The sequence below is a fragment of the Longimicrobium sp. genome (genome assembly GCF_036388275.1).
Classification (GTDB): domain Bacteria; phylum Gemmatimonadota; class Gemmatimonadetes; order Longimicrobiales; family Longimicrobiaceae; genus Longimicrobium.
Window position 1 is genome coordinate 306,859 of sequence record NZ_DASVSF010000113.1, and the last position, 18,723, is coordinate 325,581.

Sequence of the window (18,723 nt, forward strand, 5' to 3'; positions counted from 1 at the left end):
GGTAGCCGCAAGGCTCGGGATGTTGCGATCCCCCGACTGGTCCGCTGCCCTGTCGCTTACGTGGGGCGCCGCGCGGCCGGACCGCTGGCGCTCTCTCGCAAGGCTGTTTCGAAGAGTTGCGCATCCGTAGCCAGGCGATCCGCGCGATCCAGGCCATTGATGATCCTTCGTGCATTTCTGTAGTCCGTGATCGAATCGGTCAAGTAGTTCTCCAACCGTTTGCCGGTATAGAATCCACCGCGCATGGAATAGGACAGCGCCGCGTACGCGATCCCAGGTTCAAGTGCGCGTTCGGGGTGCAGTAGTAACTCGTCTCCCAAGCCAATTGCACGGCCCACGTTCCGGTAATTATCTGCCCACGTGAGTTGTACGTAGCCGCGACCGTAATATGTGTTCGTGTATGTGTTGCCGAGTGAGTCCCTGACCGTCACCGGCTGACCGTAGGATTGCCCGGTGCCCCTATCGTACTCCTCCACCGGGCGGAAGGTGTCGCCGCTCTCGTACTTGATCGTAGCCAGGACATATGCTGCCCATCGTACGTCCTTCATGCACGCGTCGCGATTGATCGCGTCAATCAGCGTGTTGAGGATGAAGGACTGGGTTGCGTCGAGTCTCACATCCGCGAGCCGCTGGTACGATCTCAGAAATTGGGAGCCGTTGAGCGAGCCCATCGCATAGCCGTCACTCGGCGGCGGACACGACACTAGTCTGCTGGGGGCGGGGCTCACCGCGCTATCGAGCGTCGTCTGGCTCCTAGTGGCCACATCAGGCTGGTTCACCTTGTCGGGCTGGCCGATGAGCCACGCACCGGCGGCGAAGGCAACGAACGCCGCCGGCGCGGCGAACGCGGCGAGCCGCCGCCGTGCGTAGGCACGGGCCGAGGCCTGATAGAATTTTTTCTCGAGCGCGATGAGATCTGCGTCGCGGCGGCGATAGAATTCGTGCAGTCGGTCCAGATCCGGCGGCCGCCAGAGCAGGTTCGGGTGCCAGCCGTTCTCCTTCCAGTGGCGTGAGGCAGCGGCCAACTGGTCGTGAAAACGCAAATCGTGGCGGTCGGCCATGATCCACCCGGCGAGCTCCGTCCAGTGCTCCAGCAGCGCTTCGTGTGTGATCTCGACGGTGTCGCCGCCGTTCGCGTCGGCGGAGAAGGTGATGACGCGCGCGACCGGATCCGCGAAGTGCATCAGCACCACTTTGACGTGCTCCTCGTTTTCGCTGTGGCCGACCAGCTCACGCAAGGGCAGGCGGCGCCTGGTAGCTGGCGCGTCCTCGTCGCGCGGAACGTTCGCCAAACGCAGGAACGCGCGTCGCGCAACCGCCTTGTCCTCCACGCTGGGGAGTGCCGCGTACAGTTCGCTCGCCGTCTGCGCCAGCGCCCCGCCAATTCCGCCCAACCGCTGCAGCGTCGCTGCGGGTTCCTCCCCGTTCGCCAGCCCCTCCCAGATGCGGGTAAGGGCGAACTGCAGCAGCGGCAGCATGCCCTCGCGCTGCCGCGCGGACTCCACCAGCAACTCGACCGTCGCGGCGTCGATCTCCCTTCCCTCACGATGCGCCGGACCGGTGATAGCGCTCCGCAAGTCGTCACGGCTCATCACCGGCACCAGCACGCTCTGATCAGCGATCAGCCGGCTCAGTTCGTCGGATACGCTGGTCTCCTCCACGAAGTCCGTGCGAAGGGTAATGATGACCGACGCCGACCCTTGCGGCTCCGCAGCGGCGCGCAACAGCAGTTCCACAAACTGCGTGCGCTCGCCCTCGTCTCGACAGAGCGTGTATAGCTCCTCGAACTGGTCGACGAGCAGCACCAAGTGGTCTCTGCTCGTGGGCGCAGGGCGCGCCGGAGCAGAAGCGTACTCGGACGGGGTGGAAAGCGCGCCAAGGTGCGCGAGCTCAGCTTCCAGCGCCGCGACTGGAGCCCCTTCCCGTTCGCTGCCGGTGCGGGCGAGCGCGGCGGCCAGGCTCTCCAGGGGCCGCGCTCCGGGCGTGAAGACCACCACGTGCGCATTCGCCTGCGGCATGACTGGCTGCCCGGCTAGCGCGGGGATCAACCCTGCGCGGGCCACGGACGATTTTCCGGAGCCGGAGGGACCCAGGATGGCCAGAAACCGCGTCTGCGGAGCCTCCGTGCCTTGGCGGTGAAGGGCGGCAAACCGGACCCACAAGCGCCGGACCAGGCTCTCGCGACCGAAGAAGTCGCCTGCGTCGGTCTCACGAAATGCCGCCAGCCCCTTGTACGGGTTGCGGGACGACGACCCACTTCCGGAAGCCAGTTGTGCGCCGGGGGCTGCCTCCACCACAATAACCGTGGCGTTGCCGTGCACCACGAACTTGCCCCGGGACTGGTCCACGTGGATGGATTCCGCCTGGACTTCCTGAAAGTGAACCGAAGCCGCGCTGTCCGTAAGCGCAGTAGGCGAGTGCGGCGCCGCGCCTACTGCTCCGGAGGGTTTTCTGCACCCCCGCCCGTTCCACTCACGATCCCGCCGATCTGGATGTCGCCGCTTAGCCGGGTCTTGCGCACCACCGCCCCCTCGCGGAAGCCCTCCACCCCCTGAATGCGGAGGTTGTTGCCTTCCACGTCTTCCACGACGACCCCGACGCTGCGCAGGGCGGCTGTGTCGCGCTGGCGCAGCAGGACCAGGATCTCGCGCGCCATCTGCAGGACCTCTTGATCCGCTTCCGCACCCGCCTGCCGCAGTTCTCCCTCGATTCGGGCGCGCGCACCCTCCGAGTCGGGTGCCTCTTCGACGGCTGCGAGGGGAGCCGAGCCGAATCGCCTCCGCAGGAGGTCCCGGAAGGCGGCGTAGGCCTCCTTAACGGCCTGTTCCGCGGTAGGCTTGAGGGCTGCGGCCGCGCCCGCTGCGAGCGCCGCGACGATTGTGCTGACTGGTTCCATGCGGGGTGATCCCGAGGGGAGAGACGATTACGGCGGGCAGAAGCGGGAGCATGCATCCACCGCCGGTTGCCCGACGCGGTACCGGATTGTAATCGACGATGGCCGTGTACGCCACCTGTTTGCGCGGCCGTTGCCACCGGGAGATGAAGTTGATGATAGAGGTTTCCGCACGCCGGCCGTTCATCGGTGCCAGGGCGGGTATCCGGTAGGCCGGACCCCATGCGGGCCACCGCCGGTTAGCGATTCCCCTTCTCCGGCGGCAGGCTGAAGACGGGAAGGCGAAGGCCACGGTGGATGGCGAGGAAGCGCAGCAGGGCGATGGCCGCATTCCGGTGAGCGCCGCGGGCGCGCGCGGCGCACCGATGGCCTCCAGGACCAGGTACAATCCGATGCCCGCCATGGCCGCGGTGACGTACAGGTCCATCTCGGGGCGCAGAATCAGCGGGATCTCGTTGGTGAGCACGTCGCGCACCATGCCGCCGGCGGATCCCGTAACGGCGCCCATCATCACGACGAGCGGCGCGGAAAGCCCCGCATCCTGCGCCACCTGCGCGCCCGCGATGGCAAACAGTGCCAGCCCCAGCGCGTCGGCGATCAGCAGCGTGTTGTGCGGCGGGCGAAAGCGCCGCGTCCACGCCACGGTGGCGAGCGCGGCCACGGTGATGACGACGATATAGGCCGGATCGGAGATCCAGAAGATGGGGTGCCGGTCCAGCAGCAGGTCGCGAACGGTGCCGCCGCCCACCGCGGTGACCACCGCGATCACCACCACGCCCAGCAGGTCCAGGCTCTTGCGCCCCGCCGCCAGCGCGCCGCTGATGGCGAACACGAACACGCCGAGCAGGTCCAGGAAGTACGGGATCACGGTTCCGCCGGTCGGGAGAGGGAAAGACGGATGCGCCGCGCTATCCCGCCGAGCCGGGGTCGGTGCGGACGATCATCACGCCGCCCAGCGTCAGCGCGGCTCCCGCCAGCGCCAGGGCCGAGGGGCGCTCGTTCAGCAGCACCGTCCCGGCCAGCAGCGCCACCACGGGCGTGAGGTTGCTGTAGATCGCCGTGCGTGTGTTCCCGATCCGCTCCACCCCGCGATACCAGATCAGGTACGCCAGGCCGATGGCGAAGGTCGCCGAAAAGAGCATGCCGCCCCACGCCCGCCCGTCCACCGCGCCCCAGTCCTGGCGCGACAGGGCGGGGATTCCCGCCACCATCAGCCCGACGGCCCCCACCCACAGCGTCCACGCCGTCGTGCGGATGCTGCCGTACTTTCGCACGATGGGCCGCGCGCCCACGGTGTAGCACGCCCACGCGGCCGACGCGGTCACCAGGATGGCGTCGCCGACCAGCGCCTCGCGCCCCTCGACGCGCAGGCTGGCCCCGCTGACCAGCGCCACGCCCAGGATCGAGAGCGACGCGCCGCCCCAGGTGCGCGGCCCCGGCTTCTCGTGCCCCGTGAGCATGGAGAGGAACGCCGTCATGATGGGCGTAAGCGCCAGCATCAGGCTGGCGTGCCCGGCCCGGGTGCGGTCCAGCCCCAGGATGAAGCACATCTGGTACATCACGTTGCCCAGCAGCCCCAGCGCGATCACCCGCGGCAGGTCTTCGCGGCCGGGCAGGGAGAACTGGCCGCGCAGGGAGAGCACCGCGAACACCAGCACCGAGGCGACCACGAAGCGCAGGGCGTTGAACGCCAGCGGCTCGAACACGCCGAGCGCGTGCTTCACCACGGCGAAGTTCACGCCCCAGACGAACACCATCATCGCCAGCGCGGCTTCCGTCCATCCCCATCCCGGCACCGGCGCCGTCGCCTCCGCGCCGATCCCCGCGTCGCTCTCCGCGGCCTCGCCCAGCCCGTCTCTTCCCTGCATCTTCATCTCCGATGGAAAGCCGGGGAAGAAGCGCGAGCTCCTCCCCCGGCTCGAATGCCGTGGTCCATTGTCGTCAGCGGCGGCGGGTGCGGGCAGAAGCTGGGCCGCCGAGAACCCAGCACCATCTCCGCCCGAATCCCGGACGGAAGATCGGCCCGGGGGACCTGTGCCGCAACCTGAGGCAACCTTGTTCCGCGGGCGGGCGTCGGAATACGTGCGCCCGGCCTCCGGCTGCACGTGGTTTCCGTTCTCGCCGGCGTCCCAACGACATCTCACCCGCTCCCGCCATCCAATGCGCAAGCTCGTTCTTCTCGCCGCGATTGTCCTCCTGGCCGCTCGCCCGGCGCACGGCCAGACCGCCGCGGACTCGGCCGCCATCCGCCAGACGGCGCTGGACTACATCGAGGGCTGGTACGCGGGCGACCACGAGCGGATGGCGCGCTCGCTCCATCCCGAGCTGGCCAAGCGCCTGGTGCGCACCGACGCCCAGAGCGGCGCCAGCGACATTCGCGACATGGGTGCTTCGGAGCTGGTGATGCAGACGCGGCGGGGCGGCGGGCGCGACGTTCCGGGAGATCGCCAGCGGAAGGACGTGGCCATCCTCGACATTTTCGAGGGCACGGCGAGCGTGCGCGTGGACGCCGCCACGTGGATCGACTACATGCACATTGCCCGGGCGAACGGCCGCTGGCAGACCATCAACGTGCTGTGGGCGCTGAGGCCGGAGCCGCGGACGCCATAGCACCGCCATTCCAATCCCCCCGGGTGCGCCTTACCTGTCGAGGCGCACCCGCCTGTTCGCATGCAGTCCGCGCAGGCGGAGTTCGGGCCGTCGTTGCCGCGACTTCAGCCGCTTCGCAGAGGCGAGGCTAGCGGCGGTGGCGGCGCAGGACGTAGGTGTAGATGCCGGCACTCGCGCTGAAGGAGGTGACCACCTTCTCGTCGAAGAGGAGCGGGGTGACGCCCAGGCGGATGATTCCGCCCTCAAACTCCCCCGTGGCCGGCTCCAGGCGATACGCGAGAGTCCCGGCGGCGAACGGTCTCCGGAACCCGCGGGCGGGTACGGAGAGGTCTTCCTCGATCCCCCGGTTGAGGGCGTACACCATCACGATGCCGCCCCCCGCCTCCAGCCGGTGCGGCCCGCCGCCCAGCAGCACGTTGGCCATCACCGGGGCCAGCAGCAGGTCGCCGCTGTCGAAGCCCGGCAACCAGCCGATGCCCACCCGCGCGCTGAACCTGTCGGCCACGACCCGCTCGTAGTTGGCGGAGGCCAGCAGGCCCGGGCCGAAGAGCTCCATGTGGAGGGCGTTCTGCGCCTGCACGGGCTGGGCGGCGGCGGCGCCAAGGACCAGCGGGGCGAGAAGGGCGAGGATTCTGCGCATCGGCGGGGGCTGCGTGAGGGCACGGAGGGCCGGCGCGATTCCCGGCGAGCTGCGAGGAAGTATCGCCAATGCATCCGCTCCTCACAAGCGGAATGGGCGAATGGGCGCAACGGGATGAAGTCGGCGTCAGCAGTCGCAGACGGGTCACCATCGAACGGGTATGCGCGCCCCTGACTGGGCTGAACAACGGTTTTCACGCAGAGGAGAGGACGCGGAGATCAGGAGAGAGGGCGCAGAGGCTGACCAAGCCTCTGCGCCCTCTCTTTTTTCTCTGCGACCTCTGCGTGAAACGTCTGGTCCCGTGCGATGATCAGGGCCTACCGGTTGGTGGGCTCCAGGATCTCGTCGATGCGGGCGACCACGTCGGCCCAGTGGGCGCGCTGGATGCCGGTGCCACCTGCGGCGTTGGCCTGGGCGGCGGCGCGGATGGAGCGCAGCTCGCCGCGGGCCAGCGCCGGCAGGTCGCTACGGGCCACGTTCAGCGGCGCCAGCAGCGGCGACGGGGGCTCGCTGGGCCCCTCACCCCCGCCCGGGGGCGCGGCCTGCGGCGCGGCCGGGTTCACCAGCGAGGCCAGGCGGTCCAGGTACACCCGCTGCACCCCGCGCAGGTTGGCGTCGGGGGTGCGCCCCGCCCACACCACGCGGCGCAGGTCAGCCAGGTAGTCGTCCACCGGGTACGCCGAGGCGCTCATCTCCTGGCTCATCGAAAGGCGGTCCAGCCGGCGCGGGTCCAGCAGCGCCTGTACGATGGCGGCCTGCGCCTGCGGCAGCGGCGACGGCCCCGTGCGCGAGGTGATGGCGGCGGGGGCCATCCACTCCGGCGTATCGATGGCGTTCTCCGCCAGGAAGGCCAGCGCGCGCTGCTGCCGGGCGCGGGGCACAGGCGCGTATACGGCGCCGGGCTGCACGGCCGTCCGCGGATCCACGGACACGCCGCCGATGATGCTGGCCACGTGGCCCATGTACGTGCGCCACATCCCCACCGTTTCGCGGTACAGCTCCGTCAGGTCCTCGTCGGTTTCGCCGGCGCGGGCCGTCCACGCGGGCAGGTTGGGAACCACGCGGCGCAGGTTGGCCAGCGCGTACGTCGTCGCCGCCACCGGGTCGTCGCCCAGGTCCTCGGTCTGCGAGCGCGGGTCGATGCCCGACAGGTACTGCGGCAGGTAGCGGTACGGCATGGGCCCGGACGGGTTCGAAAGCATCCGGTCCAGCCGCGGGCGCTCCGACTCCGGGGTGGGCGCGTCGGGGAACACGCGGTAGCCCCACTCGATGATGAACTCGTCCCACGGCCCCAGGCGCCGGATGAAGTCCTTGGCGGCGAGCCCGTCGCCCGGCTGCGCGATGTAGTTCTGCCGGGCGTAGTCCATGATGGTGGCCGACACGCCGTACCGCCGCGTGAAGCTCACGCTGCGCAGCGAATCCACCGGGAACGACGACGAGGCGATCATGTTGTGGGGCAGCCCCAGCGCGTGGCCCACCTCGTGGGTGATCACCTGGCGCATGGTTTCGCCCATCAGCTCCTCGGGGATGTCGAGGGTGCGGGCCGCGGGGTTGGCGGCGCCCGTCTCGATCATCAGCCGGTTGCGGTAGCTGCGCATGTGGTTGTGGTACCACACGATGTCGCTCTCGATGATCTCGCCCGAGCGCGGGTCTACCGTGCTGGGGCCCTGCGCGTTGCGCGTGGTGCTGGCCGACCAGCGGACGACGGAGTAGCGGATGTCTTCCGGGTCCCACTCCGGGTCGTTCGTCGGCGGGTCCATCGCGCGGACGGCGTTGCGGAAGCCGGCTTTTTCGAACACCCGGCTCCAGTCTTCCACGCCCATCCGCACGTACGGCCGCCAGCGGGCCGGCGTGGCCGGGTCGATGTAGTAGATGATGGGCTTCACCGGCTCCACCAGCTCGCCCCGCGCGTACGCCGCGGGATCGCGGGGCTCCAGCCGCCACCGCGCGATGAAGCTTTCCGTGGCCGCCTTCTGCTCGTCGAGCCCGTAGTTGATGCGCTCCACCCCGAAGAAGCCGGCGCGCGGGTCCGCGAAGCGCGGGCGCATGGGCTCGCGCGGAAGCAGCACCAGCGACTGCCGCATCTCCAGCGTCAGCGCGCCGCCGCTGCGGTCGGACGGCGGGGCCGTGGCCTCGAAGGTCTGCGTGTGGCGCACCTCCACGTTCAGTGGATAGCTGCGCACGGCGTTGACGAAGCTGCGCGCGGGGTCCAGCCGGCGCACCTTGTACTGCTCGCGCTGCGCCGTCGTGAGACCGCTGAGCGCCGGCGTGTCGCCACCGAAGAACTCGGTGACGTCCACCACCGCCGCGCTGTCGCGCCCGTACGCCGCCACGGGAAAGGCGGCCAGGATGGCGCCCAGGTAGTTGCTGGCCACCGCCTGGGCGATGGGAAGCGAGTCGGCCGCCACGGCCTCGGCGCCGATCGAGCGAAGGATCACGCGGTCGCCCTGCCGCTCCCACCGCACCAGCCGCTCCTGCACGCTCACGCCCGCCGGAAGGAAGGCGCCGAAGTTGGCGGGCACCGCGGCGATGCGGCCCACCAGCAGGAAGTCGCGGCGGAAGAGCGAATCCGGGACCTCCAGCAGCCACCGCTCGTCCACCTTGTGCACGGTGATGGCGCCGGTGTCGGTCACCGCCCGCGCGGGCACCACCTGCGCGTACGGACGCGGCCCGCGGGCCGCGGAGCCGCCTCCAGCCGACGCACCCGACGCACCCGACGATGCACCCGCGGAACCGCCGGAGGGTGCGGCCGCGGGGGCCTCGCCGTCAGCGCGCGGCGTGGGCCGCGCCGCGGGGGTGGCGGCCTTGGGCGCGCACGACGCCGAAACCACCGCCGCGGCCAGGAAACCCAACCAGAGTCTGCTTCGCACGATCACTCGCCTCGCTAAATGGATGTTTGCCCTGATTGTACAGCGATGAGCGCCGTTCACGCCAGCGCCCCGTGGACGGCCCCTCCGCGCGGCGTTACCATCATCCGTTGCCCCGCACCCGATCCCGAGAGCCGATCCCGATGTCTGGACGCATCGCCGACGAAATCCGGAACAGCAAGCCGCTGGCGTCGCTGGAGGTGGAAGCCGCCCTGAACATCCGCCGCACGGGCGACTTCCTGGAGAAGTGGACCAACGACGTGCTGGCCCCCGCCGGGCTGAGGGGCGACGAGTACAACGTCCTTCGCATCCTGCGCGGCGCGGGGGCGCAGGGCCACCCCTCGTCGGAAATCCGCGCGAGGATGATCCAGGACGCCGACCGCCTGCCCGCCATCCTTCACACCCTGCGCACCCGGGCGCTGATCGACGGCACCCTGCGCGTGTCCATCACCCTGCGGGGGCTGGACCTGCTGGCCTCGCTCGACGGCACCCTGGACGAAGCCCTCCGCGACCGCTTCCGCCAGTTTTCACCCGACATGCTGCGCACCGTCATCGACGTGATGGAACGGCTGCGCGCGGGCGCTTGACCTTCCGCGTACACCCTCGTCAGCGCTTCCTGCCCAGCAGCGTGCCGCGGCACCCGGGTGCGCCGCAGACGCAGGGAAAGCGCTTCTTCATGGCGGGGGTGTGGCGCGCGTCGAGAATGATGTTGTAGTCGTACGAAAGCTCCTCGCCCGCGGCGATGTCGCGGATGCTTTCCACCCAGATCCGCCCGTCCTCGATCACCGTTTCGCAGTTGGGGCTGCAGGAGTGGTTGATCCACCTCGCCCGGTTGCCCCGGTACGCGGCGTCGACGATGGTCCCGTCCTCCAGCGCGAACAGAAAGGTGTGGTGCGGGCCCGAAAAGTCGTCCGGGTAGCGCGCCTCGGCCTCGTCCACCGAAATGTGCTCGCCGCGGTATTCGATGATGCGCGTGCCGGCGGGAATGGCCCGGCGCGCGTACACCCCGCGGCCATGGATGGCGGACGATCGCACCGCCAGGTACTGCTCTGCGTTCAGGGGACGGTTCGACATCCCCGGATTGTATCGCGCCGTGCTCACGGCGCCAAGCGCCGGATCAGGAGCGGGCACCAGTTCCGGCATGAGATCGTCGAACAGAACGTGGTCCCCAACAAGCGCTGCGAAGCTCAGGTGAAAAAACAGGGAGCCTTGCGGCTCCCTGGGGCTATAACACTCGCCGTCGTCATACTCGAATGCGGCGAGGGGGTATAAGGCAGCGTTGCCACCGCTCGACAAATTTGGCGCGCTGCACCGCAGTGTCAAGATTGGTGGAGCGCGGCCCGCTCGTTGCCAACGTGCGCCGCGTCCTTCTTTCCGCGACGAGGAGTGCCGAAGATGGCTGACGATGCGGCGGCGCCCGCTGAGCGCTACAACCCCCGCCGGACCTTCATCCGCCACACCGCGGGCGTTCCGCTGGAGGTGACCTGCGTGCCGGGGAGCCCCGCCTCCACGCTGCAGAGCGTGAACGTCAGCACGGGCGGGCTCTCGTTCGTTTCCGACGAGCACCACGCGCTCGGGGCGATCATCCAGGTCCGCATCCCCACGGTCGATCCCCCGTTCGAGGCGCGCGCCCGGGTGGTGTGGATCAAGCCCGAGGGTGACGGATACTGCGTGGGGGTGGAGTTCCTGGACGCGAACGACGCGTTCCGTTCGAGGATGGTGGAGCAGGTGTGCGCCATCGAGCAGTACCGGGGCGAGGTCCTGGAGAACGAGGGGCGCGAGCTCACCCCGCAGGACGCCGCCGCGGAGTGGATCGGGCGGTTCGCCGGCCGCTTTCCCGACGCGTAGCCCCGTGTCTGCCGCGGACTTCTACGACGCGCTGGCACCTTCGTACCACCTGAACTACGCCGACTGGGAGGCCGGCATCGCCCGGCAGGCGGCGGCGCTCCACGCCGTGCTCGGCGCCCGCGGCGTGGCCCCGGGAAGCACGGTGCTGGACGCCGCCTGCGGGGTGGGAACCCAGAGCCTGGGGCTGGCGGCGCTGGGATACCGCGTCACGGGGTCCGACCTCTCGCCTGGCGCGGTGGCGCGGGCGCGTACGGAGGCGGAGGCGCGCGGCCTGAGCATCACGTTCGGCGTGGCGGACCTGCGCGCCCTGGCCGACGTGCACGCCCGCGCGTTCGACGTGGTGATCGCCTGCGACAACGCGATCCCCCACCTGCTCTCCGACGCCGAGATCGAGGCCGCCTTCGGGCAGATGTGGCGCTGCACCACGCCCGGCGGAACCTGCCTGGTTTCCGTGCGCGACTACGACGCCATCCACCGCGCCGGCGTGCAGTCGCGGCCACCGGTGGTGCACGCCGGCGGGGAAGGCCTCCGCATCCTCTTCCAGGTCTGGGAATTCCACGGCCAGCACTACGACCTGGCCATGTACGTCGTCCACGACACGCGGGAGCAGCCGCCCTCGGTGCAGGTGATGAGGACGCGCTATTACGCCGTCGGGATCGGCACGCTGATGGAGGCCATGCGGCGGGCCGGGTTCGAAGACGTCCAGCGGCTGGACGAGCCTTTCTACCAGCCGATCGTGATCGGCCGCCGCCCGGGCTGACCGCACACGCGCCCTACATCGCCAGCGGCAGTTCGCGCAGGCCGCGGAGGAACGCGTGCTTGCGCCAGCGGAGAGATGCGGCGGGCACGGCCAGGCGCAGGCCCGGGGCCCGCTCCAGCAGCACGGAGAGCGCGATTTGCGTCTCCAGCCGGGCCAGCGGCGCGCCCAGGCAGTAGTGCGCCCCCAGGCCGAACGCCAGGTGGCGGTTGGGGTCGCGCGCCAGGTCCAGCGTGTCGGGGTTGCCGAAGTGCGCGGGATCGCGGTTGGCGGAGCCGATCACCCCCAGCACCATCTCGCCCCGGCGGATGGGCACGCCGCACAGCGACAGGTCTTCGCGGGCATATCGCTCCGTCGCCAGCTCCACCGGGCTGGCGTAGCGCGCCAGTTCCTCCACCGCCGTCTTCATCCGCGACGGGTTCGCGCGCAGCTCCTCGGCTTGCGCCGGGTTCTGCGCCAGCACCAGCGCCGCCGTGCCGATCAGGTTCACGGTGGTCTCGTGGCCCGCCGCCAGCAGCAGGAACACCATCCCCAGCAGCTCGTCCTCGCTCAACCGGTCGCCCGCCTCCTCGGCCTGCACCAGCGCGGTGATCAGGTCGTCCCGCGGTTCGGCTCTTCGTGCATCGAACAGCTTCCGCAGATAGCGGAACAGCGACCGGACGGCCGGCAGCACGCCCACGATGTCCACCGGTGACGAAACCGAGACGATACGCGTGGTCCAGCGGTGGAATCGCTGCTGGTCTCCCACCGGCACCCCCAGCAGCTCGGCGATAATGGTCAGCGGGATGGGCAGCGCGAAGCCGCCGACCAGCTCCATTCGGCCTTCCCCCCCGCGGTCCAGAAGCTCGTTCGCCAGCGCGTGTATGCGGGGGCGCAGCCCCTCTACGAGCCGCGGCGTAAACGCCTTTTGCACCAGGGCGCGCAGGCGCGTGTGGTCGGGGGCGTCCAGGTCCAGCATGTTGCGCGTCAGCGGGCGCAGAAAGCCCGGCATCCACGGCGCGTCGCTACCCCCGCCCTCCTTGCGCGCGTTCTGCGGGTTCTTGGCGAAGCGCGGGTCCTTCAGCAGTGCCTCGACGTCGTCGTAGCGCGACACCAGCCACGCCCCGCGCCGGAACCCCAGCCGCGCGCGGTGCACCGGCTCGCTTTCCCGAAGCCGCGCGTACGTGGGATGCGGGTTGGCCTTGAAGGCGGGGCTGGCCAGGTCGAACGGAGGAATCGGCATCGCCGGCGGTGGTGAGGGATGCGGGCAAGACGGGTCAACTTACCCGCTCGCGGTGCGGGCGGGAATACGAGATTGCGTCGCGGAACGGGAGCCGCCGGTGCGCGGCCCCCTCCGACGATGCCCTGTCCCCCGGACCCTGATGAGGAGGCCTGACATGCCCGCCAGCAAGCTTGCTTCGCCGCAGCTCGTGATCGATAGCCGGATGCTGTACACCAGCTGGATTCCCGCCGACCGCGCGGCCGCCGCCCGCCTGCTGCCCCCCGCCCTGCAGCCGGCGGCGAACGGGGCGGTGTACATGAACCAGTACGTCGTGGATTCCGCCCAACAAACCACCGGCTTCGGCGCCTACTCGCTTTCGTACCTGGGCGTGGACGTGGACGGCCACCCCGCGCCCGACGGCGTGACGCCCGGCCGGTTCTTCACCCATTACTTCAACTCGTCGAACGTGGTGCGCGCCTACGCGCGCGAGCGCGGCGTGCCCGCGACGCCGGGAACCACCACGCTGGAAGTGGCGGACGGCGTGGTGACCGCCACGACGTACGTGGACGAAAAGCCCCTGATCCGCACGCGGGCCCGGGTGAGCGCCACGTCTGGCATCGTGGCCGCGGGGCACCTGCGCTACATCACGCAGGTGGGCAAGCAGCTGGTGAGCGGGCTGTACCCGTACATCGGCGAGCTGGCGGACACCTTCACGGTGGAATCCATCGAGTTCCTGGACCCGGACCACCCCGTCTACGCCCTGCGCCCGGCATCGCCGCTGGACGTGGTCGCCGGCTCGTCGTTCTACGCCCCGCGCGACTCGTTCGTCTACCCCGGCGGCGTCGAGGAGATGGGCCCGGCCGATCCGCACCTGTAGGCGCACGCCTCGGCGCTGGCACCGCGCGTGCCAGGGCGGGGCGCGTGGAGTGGCCGTAGCCGAGTCCACAGCGGCTGAAAACGTATGTCGCGCAGGGGGCGCCCAAGACGGGCTCCCCCTGCGCGTTTTCTGCGAATACCAGGGCGCGGCGCCTGCGCCAGGCCCGCCCGCCAGCTGGCTGCAAGGCGCGGCTGGTGCATCGAAAAGGCTTGTAATGGAATTGCTTCACCATTAGGATGCACCCATCCCGACCCGCATGGCCGCGGGCCGGGGAAGATTCCACGGCGTGGCCCTCCGCGAGCTGCCTTCCCCATTCCCGCCACGCCGCCGGTACCGTCCCAGTCCAGAGGCCCCATCAATGACCCGTCCCCGATCCCCCGTGTCGTCCCCGGCCCTCCGCCGGCACCTGCTCGGTTCGCCGCTGTTCGCGGTGGCCTGCGCGGCCGCGGCAAGCGCCTGCGTGCAAACCCCGCCGGCCGCCGGGCCCACGACCGCCACGGTGGCGGTGCAGGGCGTGAGGTCGGCTTCCACTCCAGGCCAGGAGCTGCGGCAGCCCAGGCTCATCCAGAGCCGGCCGGTGACGGTGAACGGCAGGCCCGACCGGGTGCTCGAGGCCACGCTGGAGGTGGTGCTCCGCACGATGGTGGTGCCGCAGCCGGCGGGCGACAGCACGTGGACGCTTCGCACCTACCGGGTGCGGGAGGCCAACGGCGTTCCGTGGACGGACGGCGACAGCGTGGGCTTTCCCGGGCCCACCTTCCGGGTGAGCCCGGGCGACTCGGTGAGCATCAAGCTGATCAACAGCCTGCCCCCGCTGGGCAACGACAGCACGTGCCTGCCCATGGCCGTGGGGCACGACAACCCGCCCGACTGCTTTCACGGCTTCAACTACACGAACATCCACTATCACGGGTTCCACGTTTCGCCCAGCCCCAACGCCGACGACGTGCTGCTGCAGGTGGCGCCCAACGGAGGCACCTTCCAGTACGGGTTCCGCATTCCGCCCACGCAGTCGCCGGGAACGCACTGGTACCACCCCCACAAGCACGGCTCGGTGGCCATCCAGGTGGTCAACGGCATGTCTGGCGCGTTCGAGGTGGTAGACAGCACCCGCGGGCTGGACTCGGTGCAGGTGGCCAACAACATCACCGAAAAGCTGCTCGCCTTCCAGCAGATCAGCGACTCGCTGAACCTGATGGTGCCCAAGCACCCCCCGCACCCCGCCACGCTGGTCAACGGCATGTACCTGCCGCAGGTGACCATGCAGCAGGGCGAGGTGCAGCGCTGGCGCATCGTCAACGAGAACATGACCAAGACGGCGGCGTTCAGCCTTTCGTTCATCAACGGCCCGGGCGTGGAGCCGAAGCTCTACGAGGTGGCGCGCGACGGCGTTACGTATGCGCCCGGCAACTTCAACTCGCAGGACGACAACGTGCTGCTGATGGCCCCGGGCAACCGCCTGGACGTGCTGGTGCAGGCGCCGCCGAACGCAGGCGTGTTCCGGGCGACCATCACGCACATCGAGCACGTCGACGAGGAAGACGACGAGTCGCGCAAGCGTCCCCAGGTGCTGCGGGGCACGGGCTCCGGCCCGGGCGGTACGCGCGTCGCCGCGGCCGCCCCCACCACCACCGAGGTGCTCACGGTGAACGTCGTCGCTCCCACGGGGCCGGTGACGTCCACCTTTCCGTCGGCGCTGCCGCCCCTGCCCGGATTCCTCGCCAACCTTCCGGGGTCGCTGGCCGGCTCGACGATCCCCGCCGACAGCATGGAAGTGGTGGTGTTCTCCAGGCAGGGCAACCCGGGCTCCCCGCCGGAGTTCTTCCTGGGTACGCAGCAGGACTCGCTGATGCAGTTCAACCCGGGCGCCGTGTACGTTCCGACGACGGGCGTCGGCACGGGCGTGCAGCGGCCCATGAGGCTGGATTCGCTGCAGACCTGGAAGGTGGTCAACCGCGACCCGGCTACCAACCATCCCTTCCACATCCACGTGAACCCGTTCCAGGTGGTGTACGTCCACGCCCCCAACACGGGTGATTCGTACCAGCCGCTGTACGACCGCCTGAACGCGGCCGCGAGCGCGGGCAGCCCCATCTGGCTGGACGTGCTTCCGCTTCCCGAGGCCGCGGGCAGCGACGAGGGGTACGCCATCATCCGCCAGCAGTACGACGATTTCCCGGGCTGGTACGTGATGCACTGCCACATCCTGGGCCACGAGGAACGTGGGATGATGCAGGTGCTGCAGGTGGTGGCGCCCGGCGACGTCGTCCGTCCTCCGCCGCCGTCCGTCACCGATCCCACGAACTCCGGCGCGGCCGCGCACCGGCACTAGCGTCGATTCGGACGCAGGAACGAAAGAGAGCCGCGGGGGGACTGGATCCCTCCGCGGCTTCTTCCTTTGTGCGTTTGACCTCTCGCGATCAGGTCCCGCCCGGGCCTTCCTCGTACAGCGTCACCGCGCTGGCCTTCACCAGCAGGTACAGCCCGGTGCCCGGGGCCACGTGCAGGTCCGCGAGCGCGTCCGCCGTCACTTCGGCCACCAAGGGCGGCGCGCCCTCGGCCACGCGCACGGTCACCAGGCGCGACGCGCCCACCTGCTGCACGCGCTCCACCCGCGCGGGGACGGCGTTGCGGGCCGAGAGGCCGGGGGGCGGCTGCAGCGCCAGGGTGATCTCGTCGGCGGGAATGCCCACCAGGAGCGCGCTCCCCGGGGCGAGCCCGGAGCGGTGCACCGTGAGCAGGGGCCCCTCGGCCGCGCCGCCCAGGCGCACCACGCTCACGCCATCGCGCGTCTCCACCACCTGCGCGGGGATCACGTTCTGGAAGCCCTCGACCTCCCCCTCGCCCAGCGAAAACACCTCCGGCCGGGTCAGCACGGCCCTCGGCTCGCCCCGGGCGACGATGCGGCCCTCGTTCAGCACCACGAGGTCGTCGCAGAGCGCCTGCACCTCTACCGGGTCGTGCGACACCAGCAGCATGGGAAGGGCGAACTCGTCGCGCACGCGGCGGAGGAAGGGGAGCACCTTGCGGCGCAGGGCCGCGTCCAGCGACGCCAGCGGCTCGTCGAGCAGCAGCAGCCTGGGACCGGAGCAAAGCGCGCGACCCAGCGCCACCCGCTGGCGCTCGCCGCCGGACAGTGTCGACGTTGCTCGAGAGAGAAGAGGCTGCAGCGCCAGCACCTTCACCACCCCGTCCAGCGTGGCGTCCACGTCTCCAGCCGCCCGGCGCGCGCGGCCGTGCCCCGCCCGCAGGTTGCCCAGCACGTCCAGGTGCGGAAAGAGCAGGCTGTCCTGCGGCACGTACCCGATCCCCCGCCCCTCCGGCGCCACCCGCACGCGCTTTTCCGTATCCAGCCACACGTCGCCGTTCAGCGCGATGCGCCCCCGCACGCCGCGGCGCAGGCCGGCCACCGTTTCCAGCAGCGTGGTCTTTCCCGATCCCGACACGCCGAAGATGCCCGTCACCCGGTGCGTGGTCTCGAACGCCACGTCCAGCCCAAAGCGGTCCAGCGGCAGGGTGACGTGCACGGAAAGCACGGGATGGCTCATCGGCTGACCGCCGCCGCCTGGGTGCGCGACAGGTGCTCCGCGGCATACACCGCCACGAAACCCGCCACGAGCGCGATGATCAGCAGCACGTTCGCCTCGCCCTCCCGCCCGGCCTGCTGGGCACTGAAGATGGCCGTCGCCAGCGTCTGCGTGCGCCCCGGGATGTTGCCCGCCAGGATGATCGTGGCGCCGAACTCGCCCACGGCGCGGGTGAAGCCCAGGATCAGCGCCGCGATCAATCCGCGGCGGGCGAGGGGAAGGGTGAAGCGGAAGAAGGTGGCGGCGCGCCCGTGCCCCAGGGTGCGCGCCATCTCTTCGTAGCGCGGATCCACGGCCTCGAAGCTCACGCGGGCCGTCCTCACCACCAGCGGCGTGGCCATCACCGCGCAGGCGATCACCACCGCCTTAGGCGAAAGGATCACGTCCAGGTCCAGCCCCAGCGTGCCCTCGCCCAGCGGTCCGTCGTAGGCGAACAGCCGCAGCAGCAGGTATCCGACCGCGGTGGGCGGAAGCACCAGCGGCATGCTGAAGAGGGTGGAAACGGCGGTCTTGCCGCGGAATTCTCGGCGCGCCAGCAGGTACGCCACCAGCGTTCCCGGCACCATCACCAGCAGCGTGGCGATGGCGGCCCACGCGAAGGTGGCGCGCAGCACCTCCAGCATGGCCTGGTTCACGGCTTCGCGGCCAGGGGGATGAAGCCGTGGCGCGCAAAGACGCGGGCGGCGTCGGGCCCCGCGATGAACTCGGCGAAGCGGCGGCCCGCCTCGGGGCTGCCTCCGTCCGCGACGAGCGCCATCGCGTACCGGATGGGCGGGCCGCCGCTCACCTCGAACAGCACGCGCGTCCGCCCGGCGAACACCATCTGGTCGGTGCGGTAGACGGCGCCCACCACGCCCGGGTCCGCCAGCACCAGTCCCAGCGCCGCGCGCACGTCCGGCGCGGGCGCGACGCGGCCCTTCACTCCATCCCACAGCGTCTTGCCGCCGCAATCCACCGACTGCATCCACTTGCGGGCGTAGGTGCCGGCGGGGACGGCGTCCGGATCGCCCATCGCGATGTGCTCGAAGCCCACCGTGGCGAGCGCGCAGGGCTGGTCCACCGTCCACGTCGTGCGCGAGTGGCCCACGATCACCAGCGTGTTGGCCAGCAGATCGCGCCGCGTGCCTGCCTCGATTCGCCCCGCGGACTGCACCGTGTCCATCCACGCCTCGCTGGCGCTGATGAACAGGTCCATCCCCCGCGCCGCGCCGATCTGGTGCGCCAGGTCGTTCGATCCGGCAAAGTTGAACGATACCGGCGTCCCAGTTGACTGCGTGAAGCTCGCCGCCAGCTCCTGCATGGCTTCACGCAGGCTGGCGGCGGCGAACACCACCACCTCGCGGTCGCCCTTGGCTGGCGCGTCGTCGTTCGACCCGCAGGCGGCGAGCAGGAGGGCGGCCAGGATGAGCGTGATGAATGTGCGCAGGTTCATCGGCTGGATGG

Annotated in this window: 17 protein-coding genes; 6 read left to right on the forward strand and 11 right to left on the reverse strand. The window is 70.2% G+C overall.

Annotated features, from left to right (window positions below):
- Window positions 1-56: 56 nt before the first annotated feature.
- The 4 genes from VF632_RS27780 to VF632_RS27795 all read right to left on the reverse strand — a co-directional run bounded on the left by VF632_RS27780 (window position 57) and on the right by VF632_RS27795 (window position 4,761).
- The gene (locus VF632_RS27780; protein ID WP_331026224.1) at window positions 57-2,348 is read right to left on the reverse strand and encodes a hypothetical protein; all 2,292 of its coding nucleotides are present in this window, start codon (window positions 2,346-2,348) and stop codon (window positions 57-59) included.
- 83 nt (window positions 2,349-2,431) lie between these two features.
- Window positions 2,432-2,656: a hypothetical protein gene (locus VF632_RS27785; RefSeq protein WP_331026225.1), complete on the reverse strand. Its 225-nt coding sequence runs from the start codon at window positions 2,654-2,656 to the stop codon at window positions 2,432-2,434.
- A gap of 157 nt (window positions 2,657-2,813) precedes the next feature.
- Window positions 2,814-3,761, reverse strand: coding sequence for a trimeric intracellular cation channel family protein (locus VF632_RS27790; RefSeq protein WP_331026226.1), 948 nt, complete (start codon window positions 3,759-3,761; stop codon window positions 2,814-2,816).
- 40 nt (window positions 3,762-3,801) lie between these two features.
- Complete coding sequence (locus VF632_RS27795; RefSeq protein ID WP_331026227.1) at window positions 3,802-4,761, reverse strand: DMT family transporter; 960 nt, start codon at window positions 4,759-4,761, stop codon at window positions 3,802-3,804.
- Between the two features lie 292 nt (window positions 4,762-5,053).
- On the opposite strand from VF632_RS27795, the gene VF632_RS27800 reads away from it, so the two are divergent.
- Entirely contained in the window at window positions 5,054-5,503 is a 450-nt protein-coding gene (locus VF632_RS27800) for a nuclear transport factor 2 family protein (protein ID WP_331026228.1), read from the forward strand.
- A 127-nt stretch (window positions 5,504-5,630) separates the two neighbouring features.
- Here the strand turns inward: VF632_RS27800 and VF632_RS27805 are convergent, their stop codons facing one another.
- Both VF632_RS27805 and VF632_RS27810 read right to left on the reverse strand, forming a co-directional pair.
- Window positions 5,631-6,143: a hypothetical protein gene (locus tag VF632_RS27805; RefSeq protein ID WP_331026229.1), complete on the reverse strand. Its 513-nt coding sequence runs from the start codon at window positions 6,141-6,143 to the stop codon at window positions 5,631-5,633.
- A 317-nt stretch (window positions 6,144-6,460) separates the two neighbouring features.
- Window positions 6,461-9,013 carry a zinc-dependent metalloprotease gene (locus VF632_RS27810; RefSeq protein ID WP_331026230.1) on the reverse strand — a complete coding sequence of 851 codons (2,553 nt, stop codon included), beginning with the start codon at window positions 9,011-9,013 and terminating at the stop codon, window positions 6,461-6,463.
- A 140-nt stretch (window positions 9,014-9,153) separates the two neighbouring features.
- Between VF632_RS27810 and VF632_RS27815 the strand changes: the two genes are divergently transcribed.
- The gene (locus VF632_RS27815) at window positions 9,154-9,597 is read left to right on the forward strand and encodes a hypothetical protein (protein ID WP_331026231.1); all 444 of its coding nucleotides are present in this window, start codon (window positions 9,154-9,156) and stop codon (window positions 9,595-9,597) included.
- A gap of 19 nt (window positions 9,598-9,616) precedes the next feature.
- Here VF632_RS27815 and VF632_RS27820 read toward each other — a convergent pair whose 3' ends face one another.
- Window positions 9,617-10,084 carry an SET domain-containing protein gene (locus tag VF632_RS27820; protein ID WP_331026232.1) on the reverse strand — a complete coding sequence of 156 codons (468 nt, stop codon included), beginning with the start codon at window positions 10,082-10,084 and terminating at the stop codon, window positions 9,617-9,619.
- A 321-nt stretch (window positions 10,085-10,405) separates the two neighbouring features.
- Between VF632_RS27820 and VF632_RS27825 the strand changes: the two genes are divergently transcribed.
- Both VF632_RS27825 and VF632_RS27830 read left to right on the forward strand, forming a co-directional pair.
- Entirely contained in the window at window positions 10,406-10,858 is a 453-nt protein-coding gene (locus tag VF632_RS27825) for a PilZ domain-containing protein (RefSeq protein ID WP_331026233.1), read from the forward strand.
- Between the two features lie 4 nt (window positions 10,859-10,862).
- On the forward strand, window positions 10,863-11,618 hold the full coding sequence (locus VF632_RS27830) for a class I SAM-dependent methyltransferase (RefSeq protein ID WP_331026234.1): 756 nt from the start codon (window positions 10,863-10,865) through the stop codon (window positions 11,616-11,618).
- 13 nt (window positions 11,619-11,631) lie between these two features.
- Here VF632_RS27830 and VF632_RS27835 read toward each other — a convergent pair whose 3' ends face one another.
- Window positions 11,632-12,837 carry a cytochrome P450 gene (locus VF632_RS27835; RefSeq protein ID WP_331026235.1) on the reverse strand — a complete coding sequence of 402 codons (1,206 nt, stop codon included), beginning with the start codon at window positions 12,835-12,837 and terminating at the stop codon, window positions 11,632-11,634.
- A 154-nt stretch (window positions 12,838-12,991) separates the two neighbouring features.
- On the opposite strand from VF632_RS27835, the gene VF632_RS27840 reads away from it, so the two are divergent.
- Window positions 12,992-13,693 carry a hypothetical protein gene (locus tag VF632_RS27840; protein WP_331026236.1) on the forward strand — a complete coding sequence of 234 codons (702 nt, stop codon included), beginning with the start codon at window positions 12,992-12,994 and terminating at the stop codon, window positions 13,691-13,693.
- 358 nt (window positions 13,694-14,051) lie between these two features.
- Window positions 14,052-16,025, forward strand: coding sequence for a multicopper oxidase family protein (locus VF632_RS27845; protein ID WP_331026237.1), 1,974 nt, complete (start codon window positions 14,052-14,054; stop codon window positions 16,023-16,025).
- 88 nt (window positions 16,026-16,113) lie between these two features.
- Here VF632_RS27845 and modC read toward each other — a convergent pair whose 3' ends face one another.
- Genes modC through modA form a run of 3 tightly spaced genes read right to left on the reverse strand, consistent with a single transcriptional unit; the run spans window position 16,114 to window position 18,712 of the window.
- On the reverse strand, window positions 16,114-17,241 hold the full coding sequence (gene modC, locus VF632_RS27850) for a molybdenum ABC transporter ATP-binding protein (RefSeq protein WP_331026238.1): 1,128 nt from the start codon (window positions 17,239-17,241) through the stop codon (window positions 16,114-16,116).
- Window positions 17,238-17,915: a molybdate ABC transporter permease subunit gene (gene modB, locus VF632_RS27855; protein ID WP_331026239.1), complete on the reverse strand. Its 678-nt coding sequence runs from the start codon at window positions 17,913-17,915 to the stop codon at window positions 17,238-17,240. Before modB ends, modC begins: the two co-directional genes overlap by 4 nt.
- The gene (modA, locus tag VF632_RS27860) at window positions 17,912-18,712 is read right to left on the reverse strand and encodes a molybdate ABC transporter substrate-binding protein (protein ID WP_331026240.1); all 801 of its coding nucleotides are present in this window, start codon (window positions 18,710-18,712) and stop codon (window positions 17,912-17,914) included. The genes modB and modA overlap by 4 nt, the downstream gene beginning before the upstream one ends.
- Window positions 18,713-18,723: the final 11 nt, after the last annotated feature.